The sequence below is a fragment of the Massilia sp. 05N420 genome (assembly GCF_056397205.1).
Genome location: NZ_JBFTMX010000216.1, coordinates 1 through 404, shown reverse-complemented (window position 1 = coordinate 404; position 404 = coordinate 1). Strand labels below are relative to the sequence as shown.

1 protein-coding gene is annotated in these 404 nt (G+C 54.7%); it reads right to left on the bottom strand.

Features of this window, described 5'->3' with window-relative positions; translation table 11 throughout:
• A partial coding sequence (locus AC1DIX_RS28045; protein ID WP_477328650.1) for a porin occupies positions 1 to 144 on the bottom strand: 144 nt, incomplete at its 3' end.
• Positions 145 to 404 lie beyond the last annotated feature (260 nt).

Genomic DNA, 404 nt, shown 5'->3' with positions numbered 1-404 from the left:
GAAGTAGCCGGTGCCGTAGGCGTCGCAAACCTTGACGTATTCTACTGCTTCCGGTTCGGCGGCGACGATAGCGTCGGCAGCCTGTGCACCGGATACTACTGCGAGTGCAGCAGCGGAGCCGAGAAGRAGGCTCTTKATGTTCATTTTCTGTCTCCGTTCCAGAGGCCAACCCCAAGGTTGGCTCTTGCTTAGCGCGATGGATGCGGTCCCCTGAAATTTCAGTCCGCCATGCGTTTCCGAACGTTTGCTTCGGTCACGGGCTGGATATGAACAGGAGGCCCCGGAGTCGTCAATTATTTAATAAACGTATTCGTACCAAAATTATCCCGGAAGTTTTTCTCGTGGCATTTTTACCACATTTCGGCGGTCCGGGGCGGTTCTGCTGTGCATAACCAGGCTGGCAC